Annotated in this window: 11 protein-coding genes and 1 pseudogene; 2 read left to right on the plus strand and 10 right to left on the minus strand. The window is 44.9% G+C overall.

Annotated features, from left to right (window positions below):
- Positions 1 to 149: 149 nt before the first annotated feature.
- The 5 genes and pseudogenes from G9G57_RS25975 to G9G57_RS19125 form a co-directional block, all read right to left on the minus strand.
- Complete coding sequence (locus tag G9G57_RS25975; protein WP_238799320.1) at positions 150 to 308, minus strand: hypothetical protein; 159 nt, start codon at positions 306 to 308, stop codon at positions 150 to 152.
- A gap of 219 nt (positions 309 to 527) precedes the next feature.
- Positions 528 to 797, minus strand: coding sequence for a transposase (locus tag G9G57_RS19110; RefSeq protein WP_164965411.1), 270 nt, complete (start codon positions 795 to 797; stop codon positions 528 to 530).
- Between the two features lie 88 nt (positions 798 to 885).
- Positions 886 to 960 (minus strand): annotated as a pseudogene (locus G9G57_RS26445) (hypothetical protein); the annotation flags it as partial.
- Positions 961 to 1,427: 467 nt separating this feature from the next.
- The gene (locus G9G57_RS19120) at positions 1,428 to 5,837 is read right to left on the minus strand and encodes an RHS repeat-associated core domain-containing protein (RefSeq protein ID WP_238799321.1); all 4,410 of its coding nucleotides are present in this window, start codon (positions 5,835 to 5,837) and stop codon (positions 1,428 to 1,430) included.
- Between the two features lie 173 nt (positions 5,838 to 6,010).
- Complete coding sequence (locus G9G57_RS19125) at positions 6,011 to 8,950, minus strand: hypothetical protein (RefSeq protein ID WP_164965412.1); 2,940 nt, start codon at positions 8,948 to 8,950, stop codon at positions 6,011 to 6,013.
- A 297-nt stretch (positions 8,951 to 9,247) separates the two neighbouring features.
- On the opposite strand from G9G57_RS19125, the gene G9G57_RS19130 reads away from it, so the two are divergent.
- Positions 9,248 to 9,832: a helix-turn-helix domain-containing protein gene (locus G9G57_RS19130; protein WP_013370447.1), complete on the plus strand. Its 585-nt coding sequence runs from the start codon at positions 9,248 to 9,250 to the stop codon at positions 9,830 to 9,832.
- A gap of 199 nt (positions 9,833 to 10,031) precedes the next feature.
- On the opposite strand, the gene G9G57_RS19135 is transcribed toward G9G57_RS19130, so the two are convergent.
- The 3 genes from G9G57_RS19135 to G9G57_RS19145 form a co-directional block, all read right to left on the minus strand.
- Positions 10,032 to 10,280, minus strand: a complete 249-nt coding sequence (locus G9G57_RS19135) for a hypothetical protein (protein WP_238799322.1) — start codon at positions 10,278 to 10,280, stop codon at positions 10,032 to 10,034.
- Between the two features lie 260 nt (positions 10,281 to 10,540).
- Positions 10,541 to 11,626, minus strand: coding sequence for a GntR family transcriptional regulator (locus G9G57_RS19140; protein ID WP_123797069.1), 1,086 nt, complete (start codon positions 11,624 to 11,626; stop codon positions 10,541 to 10,543).
- 190 nt (positions 11,627 to 11,816) lie between these two features.
- The gene (locus G9G57_RS19145) at positions 11,817 to 12,968 is read right to left on the minus strand and encodes a sn-glycerol-1-phosphate dehydrogenase (RefSeq protein ID WP_164965413.1); all 1,152 of its coding nucleotides are present in this window, start codon (positions 12,966 to 12,968) and stop codon (positions 11,817 to 11,819) included.
- Positions 12,969 to 13,136: 168 nt separating this feature from the next.
- Between G9G57_RS19145 and G9G57_RS19150 the strand changes: the two genes are divergently transcribed.
- Positions 13,137 to 13,340 (plus strand): hypothetical protein, encoded by a 204-nt coding sequence (locus G9G57_RS19150; RefSeq protein ID WP_016819686.1) that lies wholly within the window; start codon positions 13,137 to 13,139, stop codon positions 13,338 to 13,340.
- A gap of 108 nt (positions 13,341 to 13,448) precedes the next feature.
- Here the strand turns inward: G9G57_RS19150 and fabV are convergent, their stop codons facing one another.
- Entirely contained in the window at positions 13,449 to 14,627 is a 1,179-nt protein-coding gene (gene fabV, locus G9G57_RS19155) for an enoyl-ACP reductase FabV (protein WP_164965414.1), read from the minus strand.
- 215 nt (positions 14,628 to 14,842) lie between these two features.
- Complete coding sequence (locus G9G57_RS19160; protein WP_017425873.1) at positions 14,843 to 15,199, minus strand: winged helix-turn-helix transcriptional regulator; 357 nt, start codon at positions 15,197 to 15,199, stop codon at positions 14,843 to 14,845.
- Between the last annotated feature and the right edge of the window lie 144 nt (positions 15,200 to 15,343).

The raw sequence follows: 15,343 nt of genomic DNA on the forward strand, positions 1-15,343 counted from the left end.
TTTCCTCGTCACTCCTTGTGTAGATTTGGATACTGCTTTTTTAAATATTCAATCTCCGCCCGTAGATACGCCATCTCTTCTTCCATACTGGAAAATTTCGTTTTGGGTCGTCCCTGCCTTGTGGTCGTTGGCTGGAAGTTCTCCCCCGCTCAATATTTCATCCCCCAGCTTTGCACTTGGGATTTATTACGAATGTCTATGTGTTTCGTCACTTCACGAATACTCATATGTTCTTCGTTCACCAACCGGACTGCCTCCTTCTTCACATCTAAGGAGTATTGCCGGAATGATTGTCCCTTTTTAGCCACGAAAAATCCCCTCCGTTCAACAAGATTAAATCCATCTTACCAGATGCCTTTTCTCTCTTGTCTACTAGAAGGGGATAATACCAACTAAGTGTCTTTCTTTATACGCCTCCGAATCTAGCGGACGCTTCACCCGCCGATTGCGTTTGCATGGGATCACAGGAGTAATGGCTCGGCTTTGCAAAAGCTCCAAAATGGCATTAGTATCGTAGGCGCGATCTGCTAACACTTCTCTCGGGCAAACGTCCAGTTGTCCAGTTCATGAAGAAGGCGATAGCCCGTGACCGAATCGTGGTCTTGTCCCGGCGTCAATTCGAAACGCAGCGGATAACCAAGCGCATCCACCATCGCATGAGTTTTGGTGGTTAATCCTCCACGCGAACGTCCGATGGCTTGCCGATCCTGCCCCCTTTTGCGCCCGCTCCATGCTGATGGACGCGGACGATGGTGGCATCGATCAGCACTTGCTCCCAATCGGTTCGATGGCGACATGCTTCATAATGATTTCATTCCAAATATTCGCCTTTTGCAACCACCAGAAAAAACTATAGGCGGAAGACCAAGGACCATACGTACTGGGTCAATCTCGCCATGGCGCTCCGCTTCGAGCAACCCATAGCACGGCATTCAGCATCTGACGTCGATCTTTGGGCGGACGTTCTCCTTGTTTTTTTCAGGCCGGGGGCAGCAGGGTTCAAGGATATTCCATTCTTCATCTGTTAACTCATATCTTCGTCTCATATTCCTTATTTCACTAGATTTTTACGAGTTGTGCAGTTTGCGTACAGGCCCTAGCTAACGTAATCGTATAACTCTAGTTCTAGTGATGAAGACCATATAAGTCCATTTGGTAGATAAACACCTTTCTCATAGATTTATAGCGGCTTCAACCACCACGTTGTCATAAGGCAACCCTTCAAGCCGATCGAATCGTCGATGATTTTAGAGGTCTTAAGAAATTCATCCTTCTTTTTCAATTTTAAATTCCCTACCTCGGTTTGTATGGAATCACTGAATCTGACTTAGAAGCACGGAAAACCAAAGCTCATCCTTATTTGTGACCTACGATATCTTGATTAAATGAGTCAATCAGCACGCAAATGTAATTCCGAAGGTGATCTTTCATGCCGATTTATTGCTGATTCCTACGTCTTTAAGTTCACCTCGTAAAAAACAGATCAGCGGATTATTGGCTACATACGTATATCCATTCAAACTCAACGGCTCGTTTATCTCTCCCTGATACGTATCCTCGCCCATAAAACGGGCTGTACCCGGATCATACCAGCGAGCCCGTAGGTACAGTAGCCCGGTCGTATCATCCCAATACTCACCAGCATAACGCAGCACATTCGGAACGGTCTCTTTGACCTTCTCCGGGCCGCCCCAGATATCGTAGCTGTAGCTATTCAGTTCCTTCCCCGAACTATCACTTAAGCCTACCACATCACCGTGACCGTTCAGCTGATAATATTGCAACTGTCCGCTTGCCTTGTCCTGTCTAGCCCACAGTTGACCGGACAAGTCATATACGTAAGCGTAGGTGATCTTGGCTGTTCCACCTTGGACTTCGGCCTCCGCAATCAGCTTCGCTTCTTCGTCATAGTAATACCGAGTCGTTTTGCCGCCCTCTGTACGCTCGTACAGTAGACCGTCTCCGTTATAGCTGTAACCTACCTCTTTGCCTTCACCGCTCACCTTTGTCAGACGGCTGGCAGAATCATACGTATATTCAGCATTTTTCATGCCGAACACTTTGCCACTGCCTTCAGCACTTCGGTTTCCATTCGGATCGTAGCCATAGGTCTTATTCTTTTCACCAGCGGCTTCGCTGGCAATACGGTTTGACGGGTCATATCCAAACTGGTCTGTTGTTCCGTTTTGTGTACGTCCGATGATGTTTTTATTCCCATCCCGCTCATAACCAAATTGGTGCAGCGCCGTACCGCCTTGTTCTACCGTAACCCCGGATAAATCCAGTCCGTTGTAGCTGAATCGCGTATTCAATCCTCTGCTTGAAGACTGACTTTTCAGCAACCCATTCGGAGCATACTCAAATGTCATATGATCCAATGATCCGCCCGCAGCAGCACTCGCTTCTCCCAAGCTTTGCACATTTGCTATACCAGCCCCGGCGCTAATGTCCATTTGAGTAACTTGGCCCACACTGTCCAGCTTGGATTGAACATGCATAGACGTGCCAGCAGCATCTGTTAGCACATAGCCTGTACGAGACTGCTTGTTGTATTCATAGCTGATGTGCGTACCATCAGGATACTTCAGCCCAGTCAACGACCCATCTGCTGGATCATAGGTATAGGTGGTCGTTCCCTGACCATCTGTCATGCTTTTTCTTCGTCCTGCGCTATCATAGGTGTAATTGGTTTTAAAATCAGGACCTGCCGCTTCGGTAACTAATCCGTCAGCGTTATATTGAAAGGTAATGGCCTCCGATTTTCCTGTCAACATACGGGAGACGGTTCCATCCGTATCGTAAATATTTAACGTAGTTCCTCCGCTTGATTTCTCAAGTAACGTACGTCTGCCCAACTCATCATACGAATACACATTCTTCTGCCCATCAGGATACTGAACGGTCTTCAAATTTCCGGCCAGATCATACATATAGCTGACCTGCTGTCCGGATGGCTCGGTAACCGAGGTCATTTGTCCCAGAGCATCGTAATCATAGAGCGTGCGTTGACCATTACCGTCTGTCCGGCTAGTAACCATACCCGCATAATTATAAGCTAACGATTCCAGCGGCTGAAATGATCCATTTTTATCTTCTTGTGTGGAAGTCACACGACCTAAAGCATCTGATACTTCACGCACACGATAACCGGACGCATCCGTCTGAGTGACAGAACGATCCGCCGCGTTATACGTCACAGTATCTGTTGTTCCATCCGCATAGGTCGTCTTCACAGGTCGTCCAAAGGCATCATAGGCATAGCGAGTGGTTGCTTGTTCGGCATCCGTGCTTTCTATCAAATCTCCATGCTCATCATAACCATAACCATAGATTGCATCACCCACTTGCTGCTGAAGCATCTGCCCGAACGGATTATACAATCTTTCGACGCTGACACCATCGGGTCCTGTGACAGTGACATCATTCGCATCATCCTTGTACACCACGACGGTTTGAGTTCCATCTGGATAAGTAACCTTCGTTACACGTCCCAAAGCGTCATATACATAGGACTCTGTTTTGCGCTTGGCATCTGTTTGGGACTTGATTTCTCCAGTCGGATAGTAGTCATACGTATACTCAACACCTTTAGGCAAAAGCTGCCTTGTTGGAAGCTGTGATCCATATGGCGACTTATAATCAATAGAAACATCTGTATAGTTTCTGTCATCTATGAGAACTTTCTGACCGCTTACATTCCCTTTTGCATTGTAAAAAGTATAGGTATGTGATAAAAGTTTCCCTTGCTCTGTACCTTCATAGTTTTTCAGTTCATACAATGCGCCCTCTGCTTTATAGGTTCGAACTGTCGTTCCAGTTTTTCCTTCACTTATTTTAGTAACCGTCTGGGTAGGTTGAACCCAGAAAAAAGGCTCACTAGAGGTTTTATACGTATGAACAGTCTCCAATCCGGTACTTTGGGATACTTTTAGTGGAAGACCATATTCATTGTAGTCATAGGAGGTGGTTACAGGTTCTGACGAAGAACCTCCCTCCGTATACGACTCTTGCATTTGCACAGGCAAATTCCAGTCCATGGCATCATTATATGTGTAATTTATATGATAGCCGGTAGAATCACCCTCTTGATCATAGCGGTTAAGAACAAGCTTGTCTGGTGTGTTATCTCCTCTAAAGACTTTACCAAAATGGAAGGTTTCTGTTGTACGCGTCCCTTTGGCAACCACCGTCCACTCAGCATTTTTGCCATAACTGGCTAGATCTTCTCCGGAATACGCGAAATCAATTTTATTTAAAAAACGATCGCCGGCAGTTGTACTGTACATATCAGCGCGTGAAGCCACCTTGAACACGCCTTGTGTACCGTACACGCCTATCTGCTTGTTATAGGCTTCATAGCGAATGTCTGTGATCGATGAAGTAGGTCGTACAATTCGTGTAAGCAACGCGGTTTCATTGGGCTTTAGGGCTCCAGTCTTTCCTTCACCATCTATGACCACATTAAAAGGAGCATCCATGAATGTATACGCATAGCTTGTGCTTCGGGAAAGAGAATCCAATACTTCTGACAGCACCTTGCTGCTTCCCTCACTACTTTGTCGATAGGTATACTGATGGTCCGTGCCCTGCTCTTTAACAACAAGCTGTCCAGCATTGTAAGTGAAATCAAGCTCTTTGCCATCATTGTTTCGAATCGAACGAATAAGCTTTGCTCCACCAGAACTTGTATAATCAAATTCTACTCGATTCTTATACGCATCCTGGATCAAAATCAAATAACCGTCCTGATCGAGATAATAGTCGTTTCCATTCAGTACTGCTATTTTGTATGCACTGCTTACTCCCTGCACACTTGCGCTTTGATCTGTACTGATCTTCAGATCTTTGTATGCATATCCTTCTAGCTGCAAATCATCTCGCAGTTCATAGGAGCCTGTTCCCGGAATATATAAATACCGTTTACCATCCTGTTTCTGTATATGAGGAAGATCCCATTTCCAGCCTCTCCCCAGACCAGAAGCTGCTTCTTCCTCGCGGATCGCACTTGTGTTTGTATACAACCCTTCATTTTGCTGCACACCAAGCTGGTTACTTGCCAATGAACTGTTATACACACGAGTCAGTGCAAAGGGCAATGACCCCGGCAGTACCAAATCCGTATTTTGAACAACGAGCTGTCCTGAAGCGGTGGACACACTGTTGTCACCATAATCCATTCCATAACGCGACGTATCATCACTCAACCTGCTTTGTGCAATCGCCACCTGATCAAAAGGAGCATACACATCTGTTGTAGCAGATACCTGAAACAAACTCTGTTTAAGTAAATCCTGCCCGATTAGTCCGTTTTCTCCTGGAGTCGGAGCATATACGGAATCATTTACTCGGGGTATAGATGGGATATCCATCTCAGTCGTGTCTGGAGCCGGCGCTTTACCCTCTTCCTTATCTAGTGGATGTTGAGTTAGCTTTTCATCCTGGGTGACCTGAGCGGGCTTTTCACCCTCCTTCAGCGCAGCCGACTCATCGGACGGCTCCACCTTTGCATTTGTACTCAATGTCAGTCCATTCTGCTGTACCCACAAGCTTGGACTTTGTTCTGGCAATGAGTTTTCTCCACCATCTTTTTGCCATGCTTTATAAATATCATATAAAGTATAGCCTTTGGATAACTGTGCATTGACCCACGCCTGACCCTTACCTGTTTGCTGTGCAAGCCATGCTCTGGTAATAATCTGTGGAGTAGAAGACGTAGAAGACGTAGAAGACTGAGAAGCTGCTGCCTCCCTCTGCCCTTCTTCTCCATATCCCCATGTGCTCCATGGACCCAGCAACATCAGCACACATAGTAGACTACAAATATAACGTTTAAACACTCGCTCCCCCCTATTAATAATGCCTATACATCTAATGATCTGTTATATTTTTTCGAAGCCAAGAGCATCCTTTTAATCTGTAAAAGGAAATACCTTTTTTGTCCGTTTAATGACGTTTCCGTTTAAATCATAATCCAATTGAATTTGGTCACCGGTGAATAAAATAACTTTATTCAGTCGGTTTCCTTTGCCGTATTCATATGAAGTGTCCTTGCCAAGCGCCATATGGGCTGCTGCGCAGCAAAGTTGGATTCCTCCTTCACCGCGAAACGGTAAATCCCGTCTTCTTTGGGTGTAAAACGATATTTCCCTTGCTGACCTGCTGTAAAGTCAGCTTCCTTTTCTATGAGTTCAATGAGCTCATCCAGCTTGCTGTCATCGTTATTTTTTACAGCAAATACACGATAAGGTGCTCCAAAGTTAACAGCAGGAGTAGTTGCTGCTACGGTAAGATGAATATTTGCGTTAGCTGGTACTTGTTGCTGATTGTCTGTCGCCTCTTTATGTTCTCTAATCACTTTTCCAGCACGATCTGCAACAAAGAACTGATATATTCCACCCGTTGCTTTCGCATTCGTCAAAACAGGTACTTCCTGGCCCCCGTGATTGATCCATACTTCTTGCTTGCCGCCAGACAAAGACGTTTTTAATAATGCTGGTTCTGTGCTTGGATCTGCTTTAATGTCATTGTTGAAATGAATGGTTACAGTTTGCGGCGAAGTGACGGTTACAACAAGCGTACCTCCTGCTCCAAGTGAGATTTCAGGTAAAGAAACACTCATACCTGTTCTATCCACCTTGGAATTCACACCGCTACCTTCTCCATACATGGCATAGTCATAGAGACGGCTTGTGTCTAAAGCATCTGTGGTTAATGAGGAAGCCTGTGAGCCAGTATTATGGAATACATAGCTTTCTCCCTGCTTGATGGTAACCTGATTGACTGTTGGCACATCGGCAGCCTCAACATCGAATATTCCTAATACAGCTCCATAAGTAACTGGCACATCAGAAACAGTCGTTACAATGGCGTAACCACCAGCCTGAACTAATGGTAATTGAGTCGTATCATTAGCTTGGCTGTATACAGTCCCATCTGCCTTATAAATAATGTAATTCCATTTCATACCGCTGACTGAAATGACGTCCAGGGCTTTGTCCAAAGTGCTAACGTTTATAAATTTTCGGCTTTCACCGCGTTTCAATGTAATTCGATGGAAGGCTGCCTGCCCGCTGAGCAAAGCCTCCACCTTATTGCTATAGGTAAAGGTTATTGGCCGATCGGATACATTGGTGACAATGGCTTTACCGCCAGCGACAATCTCTGGATCCACTGTATTGTTGAAATGATCTGATGTCAGTAATCGAAGTACTTTATAACTTGCAGCATCAAAGCGTGCATTGCCACTGCTTTTGTCATGCCGCAATGAATTCGATTGACTGTCATGATTACGGAACTCATATGAATCTCCCGGCTCCAATGTCGTTTTCCCGATACCATCATCATCTCCGCTGGCCTTAAAGCTCCGATAGATACCACCAAACGTGATTGGCGTATCACTGGTTACCGTCACGCTGGCCTTTTTACCTGCTCCAACCAAAAAGGTTGAGTTCCCAGTACTACGCCTGGATTGATCTGTACCATCTGCTTTATACAGGACCACATCAAATTTTCCTTTAACGGTTTTGGCTGTGCTGTGCAGATTCCTCAAATGATCACTAACATTGGTAAAAGCATAACTTTCACCTTTCGAAAGTGTTACCCGCAAGAAACTCGTTTCCCAGGAAAAATCATCTGTATAGTCAAAGATAATAGGACTCGGACCGATCACAGTCACAATGGCATATCCCGAAGGCGGGATCATGGACTGGCTGTTAAAACCAGAGGAATTTACCGTTCCATCCGGCTTGTAAATAACATAGTCGAACAAGCTTCCTACCTTTCTGGAGTTATTGTAGATCGGATTCATTAGCGTACCATTATTGTGGAAAATGTAGCTCTTGCCTACCTCAAGCTCCACACGGCTGATTGCATCACCACCCACAGGGCGGGCAATAAAATTGCGATAAGGGGCCCCGTATGTAACTGGATTTGCAGTGACCTGGGTAATTACCGCATATCTGTCCACAGCAATCTGCGGCTTTGCCGTAGTGCTGCTGCCGCGTGAAGCCTCTGTTCCGTTTGCCAGATAAACAACATAGTCAAGTTTATCTTTAGATGTACCGTCACTTTCCACCGTATCCAATCGGGTTCCCACATTGATAAACTGGTAGCTTTCCCCCTGATTTAGGATAACCCGCGCATAAGCCGGCTCGCCGGTGCTTTCTATACTGTATTTGCCGTAAGGAAATCCGAAGGTCACCGCATTGGCAGTGGAACCTGTAATAATCAGTTCCTCGCCATCACCCAAAGAGGGATGAGCAATGCTATTAAGATCAGATGCGGATAAAGTTCCGTCTGCCTTGTATTTTGCGTAATCAAAACGGCGATTGTCTGTATTTGACCCATCATGCTGAATGGAACGGGCTGTCCATCCTTCATTCACAACTCGGTAGCTTTCATTCTTAGAGAGCGTAACTCGCTCTAATGCTGGGTCCTCCGATGTACTGTAGGTGAAGACGTCTGTTACTTTTACGGTTAATGCTGCTGTTCCTGTATTCGCAATAAACGCTGTGCCTCCCCCAGGAACACCAATGGGGCTTATTCCATAGTCCATATGGACAGTGCTAATATCTCCGTCCTCTTTGTAACTTACACTATCGTACAGAATGCCTTTAGATTGAGAAGCGTTGCTGTATATAGATTTACTAACTGTATCTGTATTCTGAAATTCATAACTTTCTCCAGGGTCGATAACGATTGACGTATACTCCACCGCTGCCAAACTCATCATGAGTGCGTTATACACGCTGTTTGTCGCAGAAGTTGGCGGCTCAAAAGAAACTGTTTCATTCGTGAGCCCCTGTTCCTTCTGTACCAAATCTGCTTGATTCACTTCCATTCTGTCCTTTAAATCTTGTTTTTCTGCTCCTGCCACACTAGGCAAGCACAGCAAAGTATTCGTTGCCAAAAGTGCCGTCAGAAACCATACCATTACCTTTTTACAAATCATCTAGCTGTATAACCTCCCTTTTTCTCGTCAAAAAAATTGCATGTTGGGCTGTAAAAACCCACTTTTCTCTCTGTACAACCTTACAATCATAAGAGAAGAACATATTACCTCCATTTCCATAAAAAATGTCACATTTTAATATATCAACACCTTAAACTTCCATTTTTATAGGCCAAATGGACCTTATTTTCCATAAACCGGTTAAGCCCATGGGATTAAAAGAAAATCAGGAGAAGAGTCACTTGCAAAGCCCCCTTCGGGTATAGTAGTATGTGTTTAAAAAAAATCGGAGGGTATATGCCTAAACAACAAGACAAACATTCCATTCAGGCGTGGTCTCTGATCAATCGCAAATATTTGGGAAAAGGCGTGCGTGTCAAACGTTTTCGCAAACCAACACGCTGTCAAGTACGCAATCGCGTTTTGCTTGCCGTTTTGATGGCTAATGACATTAAACTGTCCCAACTTGCCGAGGAGCTTTCCATCTCCTCTCGCAGCGTCAGCGCGTGGGTATATGAAGGTCGCATTCCCGGCAACACTAATCTGGAAAAGACGTGTAATACACTTGGTTATCCGCACCATATTCTATTTAATGAAGAGGTTGTCCGGCGTTCACCGCTCATTTGTCAACCATCACCGTCCCGTTTCATGAAACGGACTGTAACTCGTTCTCCAGTTAAAAACCGGATTTTGGCGGGTTTGTGCATGGTACATGATATTTCGGTGACTGATGTCAGTCATTGGATTGGCGTTCACCCGGGTACATTTCGGAAATGGTTGCATCAGGGTACCGTTCCTTCACAAACCTTCCAGGATCAGGCGGAACAGTTTTTCCGTATTCCAAAATCCATTTTGTTTGCTGATGCCATGCTGAAAAAGTAACAATGTCCTTTAAAACGAAACGATTGAAATTTTCATGAAAGTCTTTGAAAGGAACGCATTACCATCTTTCATGCATAAGGCTTTCACATCATGTGATTTACAGAATATAAAAGCAAAAAAGCACAGTCTGCCGATTCTGGCGTACTGTGCTTTTTAGATAGCAAAATTTAAATGCTTCTTGCTTATAATTTGTAACTTCTTAGGAATGAGTGCTTGCCGCTTCAGTTGAACGTCCAGCTTCTGCCTTGGTGGCCTTCAGCCTTTTCATAATCGGGTTGCCCCCACATCCAAAGTAGTCGTGAAGACGGCTGTATTCCTCATAGAGCTTATTATAGATGTCCACATTCTCAGGGATTGGCTTGAAGCTCTCATCACGCATACGTGCCATATGACGTGCTGTTTCGGCGATTGTCATATCCTCCGCCCCAATTTCAGCTCCCATAGCCATGGCTGCCAGTTGACCTCCCAAACGTCCTTATTTAATGTTTCTAACATACATAGGTCACTCTTCTTACCTGCATTTCTGGCACCACTCTCACCGCACACTTGTACGTACAACTCAATCAACCTTTTTATATATCTTTTTGACAGATTTATGTACACATTTTCAAAATGTATAGAAAAACAGCCCCTTTTCTGCAATCCAGAAAACAGGCTGCTCCGTGTATCCAGTAACATACCATCAACTTAAAATTCACTAAATATTTCCTAAGCTGGCCCCGTGGATTCGCGTACAATTAACTCTGGAGGTATAATCCACTGACGCTCTTCTTCACGATACCCCTTTTCTTCAATCATCGATAGCATGGTATCGGCGGCACGTAACCCCAATTCTTCCTTGGGGTGCCGAATGGTTGTAAGTTTGACTTCCGTGGCTGTCGCCAAAAATGAATCATCAAACCCAACCAGTGACAGATCCTGGGGAATACTGAGGCCCGCCGAACGTACAATATCCAGCAGCCGCACCGCCAATTCATCATTATAGGTCACCCATCCGGTCGGACGTTCCCTTGTCTCCATCGCCAACAGCTGTGATGCGCGTTGTAACGGAAGCTCATTTTTTTCTTCAGTCCGGTACGTCGTTACTGCGTTTGGATGTAACGTCACTCCATATTTACGGTGAGCGGCTACAAATCCCTTCATCCGCAGAATTCCTTGCATATCATCGGTTTTGAAAAATCCGGCCAATCGCCGGTGCCCCAGCTTGATCAAATGCTCTGCCGCCAAAAAACCACCCTTTTCATCATCCAAACGCAAACAAGGTGCATCCATCTCCTCATAACGCGCATTGATCATTAAATAAGGGATTTGGCGATTCTCCACGGTTAAATAATAGTTCAAATTGGGATTACGTTCCCCGCTTTTGGTCGGCTCAATAATAATTCCGCTCAGTGGTTGACTCAGCAGCATTTCCAAGCACTGACGTTCTTGTTCAGGGTCATTGCCTGTGCTTGATAACAGCAGCTTGTAGCCCTGCCGGCTTAGCTTGGATTCAATTCCCTGTACAATGGATGGAAAAATATAATCCGATATATAAGTTGTCACAACTCCAATCGTCCTTGGATTTTCAGGCTGCTTATGATCCCGTACCGCGACAAAGGTTCCTTTGCCCTGTATGCGAAGCAGCCAACCTTCCTGTACCAGCTCACCCAGCGCCTGACGCACCGTTTGCCGACTAACTGCAAATTGTTCAGACATTTCATGTTCAGAAGGAAGCTGGCTTTGCGGCTCCAGTCTAGATGAATGAATCCATGATAAAATCTCCTGTTTAACTTGTATATATTTGGGCGCCATAATGTCCTCCGTACTTGCCATATCATGTACCTATTCGTATTCCACAATTATAGCATAGCATTCATTTGTACATACAAGTGTTACAGGAGCATAATATCGTTGTATAGGTGCCGGAGGCGTAAACCCATTCACCAATCCCTTTCTCATGCTTAGACTGAATGTATAAAGAACTCTGGTGTGGTGCAGCACATTATGAACGAAGCAACAGATGTTCATTCATATACTTGAGTCCGGTATAGCGATCACGCAAAGTATGTGCCGTGCGCAAAGCACGAGCAAGTTGTTCCTGTGTAACCCCCAGCTCGGCAATGGTAGACGGACCTCCCACCTGAGCTAGCCATGCACGCATCTGTTCCGATGTAGGCAAAGTCCGATATACTTCAAATGCCTCCACATCCTGATCGGCAGCCAATTCCCTATACATGTCAGACAGCAAAGCGGAGGCAACGCCCACCTTGGCACCATGCAAAACTTGCTTGCGCCCCTCTGCAATAAAATCCATTTCAATTCGGTGAGAAATATGATGCTCTCCCCCTGAGGCAGGACGGGAATGATCAATCATCAACATCGAAATACCGGATGCAATCAGCGCATTCATCAACACCTCGACCCCTGCCTTACTGCCGGCCGCGATCTCATCGACATGCTCTACACAAGCACGTAAAGCCTCCTCGGTAATTCGATTAGCTACAGGTGAATACGGCTCGTTTCTTAAATCTCTGGACACATGCCAGTCCGCTAATGAGGTAAACTTACCGAGCATATCGCCAAAACCCGCGGCAGTCATCACTTGAGGGGCATTTGCCAGTACGGACAAGTCAGCGAAGATCGCCTCCGGCGGAACGGCTTGGAACGTCTGCTTGCTGCCATCCACGATTAATGGGGCCCCAGCTGAGGTAAAACCATCTACAGATGCAGCCGTTGGGACTGACAAGAACGGACGATTCATTTTATAGCACACAAAGCGAACCAGATCATGAATCGTACCTGACCCTACAGCAAGCACAGCCTGACTTTGATCCGCCACACCCAGCAAAACCTTCATGATATAAGTTTCATCAGCAATAACATCCCCTACCGCATTCGGAGGCAGCCGAACTACATCAACTGTCAAACCTGCTTCACGGATTAAATCAGCTACTTTCTTCCCTGCTGCCGCTGAAGTATGCTCATCCTCTACTAGAGTAACATGCTTATAATTCTGTTGATTCAAATAAGAAGCAATGGATTCAAGTGCTCCATCCCGTACCTCGATAAACAATTCAACCTTTCGGTGAGGATGATCAGTGTTACTAGCCTGCGCCTCTTCGTTCCACAGCTTAATCTGCTCATTCATATTCATTTCATCAGCCTCCTGAAAAAGGAATAATTTGTACAAGAATGATCCATACTAATAATAGATTCCGTTTGAAAAACGATTACTATTTAATTGTACGCACAAGTGTGGGTACAAGTCCAGAAAAAACGTACAAGTTACGATTCAATTCAACCATTCGAAAGGAACAAGATTATGAAATTTGGAACAGATATTGCCTGTGCGCTCGGTTTACTGGCAGGTACAACGTTTGGCAGTGGGGTTGCTTTTTTGTTCGGCTGGCAAGCTTATCGTGCACTGACTTCTGTCACGGTTTTTGGCATTGCAGGGATTATCATTACCATTGCCGTTTTTCGCTTGCTGCACCGAAAGTCGCTTTCTACGTCCAATTCTCAATGAATTCTGTTGAAAGCCAGACCATTTTAATTTGACTGCATACATAAAAAACGGGCCTCACAAGCCATTTGCAGCTTGAGAGTACCCGTTTTTGGTTTAGCACATTTTCACCTAAGTTGTGTGAACTTCTGGATCAACGTCCAATTCATAATCAATTTCATCAAAACCGAATCCAAACAATTGAAGGAAATCCAGACGATATTGCTCAAGATCACCCAGTTCGGATACGTTTTCGGTAGTGATCTCAGACCAAGCCGCTTTAACAGCTTGCTGCACATCCTCTCTCATTTCCCAGTTGTCCAGACGAATGCGTCCTTCATCGTCTGTTTCCACAGTGGACCCACTGTATAATGCCTCGAACAGACGTTGCGCCTGCTCAATACAACCCTCGTGCAGTCCCTTTTCTTTCATGACCTTAAACAGTAAGGAAATATACAGAGGCACAACAGGTATAGCCGAACTGGATTGTGTAACCAAAGCTTTATTCACTGAAACGTAGGCCTTCCCACGATAACGCTCCAGTTGCTTTGTTAACGTATGTGCTGTGGCTTCCAAATCATTTTTAGCTTGGCCAATGGTTCCTTTACGATAAATAGCCTCCGTAATCTCAGGACCAATATACGAGTAAGCCAGTGTGGTTACCCCTTCAGCCAGCAGGTCGGCTTCTTCCAACGCTTTTAACCACAGGGACCAATCCTCGCCACCCATGACCGTGATGGTGTTATCAATCTCCTCCTGCGTTGCTGGTTCAAGCGTAATTTCCGACACAACACCTGTGTTCGTATTCACCGTTTTATTCGTAAACGGCTGTCCAATGGGCTTGAGAACGGAATTGAAGGTCTCTCCTGTATCTGGGTGGGTCCGCCGTGGTGAAGCGACACTATACACGATCAGGCCTACCTTACCGAGCTTTTCCTTAACCAACTTCAATGTCTCCTGCTTAATTTCATGGGAAAAAGCATCTCCATTAATGCTCTCCGCTATGTAGCCATCCGCTCTGGCTGCTCTTTCAAAGGCCACTGTATTGTACCAGCCTGCCGAAGCCGTGCGTCCCTCTGAAGCAGGACGTTCAAAGGATACTCCTACGGTGTCAGCTCCCATACCGAAGCTCGCAGCAATGCGGGAAGCCAGTCCATAACCTGTGGATGCTCCGATCACAAGTACCTTTTTAGCTCCTTGTAATGCCGTGCTGTCTTTGATGTAGTCGATTTGACGATTAACGTGAGCCGCACATCCTGCAGGATGCGCAGTCGTACATATGAAACCACGAATTTTCGGTTTAATAATCATTGCAAGGGTCCCCCTACTTTGGCATTCATTTAATATTGATGGAATGGTTGTCCAGTCATAACTATATTACAAATCAGCTTATGGCTCAACATATAACATAGTCTTGAAGGTAAGTGATCAAATACTATGACACAGATATCCCCGAACTGCGACTCTACGCCAAAAAGAAAATCGCCGTAAACATCATAGTCTACAGCGCTCTTTAACTCCAATATTCATTTGGACTTATTTTCTAGCAATATCACATCTTCTCCTTTCTCTTGTCTTATTTTGATATTAGTCCTTCCCCAGGTACACATTAAATCAATAATTTCATTTGCTGTAATTCCATATTCCGTTATATAGTACTCCACTTTTGGAGGCATTTGATTATACACATGTCTGCCTATGATCCCATCCTTCTCAAGTTCACGAAGTTGCTGTATAAGAACCTTTTGAGAAATGCCTGCAATACTACGCTGTAATTCACTGGTCCTCTTTCTACCAGACATTAATAAGCATATGATTAAGGATTTCCACTTACCTCCGATGATCTCCAGTGTTGCTTCTATGCCTAAATTATATTGTTTCATACGACCACCTCTTCAAGACTAAAATAACTAAGTTTATCGAATTCATTTTATAATCACATATCTTCACTCTAAGTACCACGCACACTTTCAAGTAACTATATTACTTTATTGTGTGTATTTACATTTTTTATAGCCTACAGAATA

Source organism: Paenibacillus sp. EKM211P, from assembly GCF_011066175.1.
In the GTDB taxonomy this organism is placed as follows: Bacteria; Bacillota; Bacilli; order Paenibacillales; family Paenibacillaceae; genus Paenibacillus; species Paenibacillus polymyxa.